The 268-nt window shown below is 49.3% G+C and carries 1 protein-coding gene; it reads right to left on the bottom strand.

Features of this window, described 5'->3' with window-relative positions; all coding sequences use genetic code 11:
* On the bottom strand, positions 1–268 hold a 268-nt coding region (locus AAEY55_RS18360; protein ID WP_350552689.1), incomplete at both ends, for a Na+/H+ antiporter NhaA.

Below are 268 nucleotides of genomic sequence, written 5' to 3'. Positions count from 1 at the left end.
CCCCGAGATCATCAATAATTGCCAGCGCCAACAAAAACACTTTTAACGCCACCGGAACTCGGCTGCCAAGTAATGCCATAATACCTAGAGCAAAGGCGATATCTGTGGCAGCAGGAATAGCCCATCCGATCTGAGTATCGGGGTTAGAGTAGTTAAATGCCAAGTAAAATAATGCCGGAAATACCATGCCACCGATAGCAGCAATGCCGGGTAAGGATGCCTTTGCCACACTCGACAACGCCCCTTCAAGTAGTTCGCGCTTCACTTC

Origin of the sequence: Pseudoalteromonas sp. 120-MNA-CIBAN-0494 (assembly GCF_040308885.1) — a bacterium.
Taxonomy (GTDB): Bacteria; Pseudomonadota; Gammaproteobacteria; order Enterobacterales; family Alteromonadaceae; genus Pseudoalteromonas; species Pseudoalteromonas nigrifaciens.
This window is presented reverse-complemented; position numbering and strand designations above follow the sequence as displayed.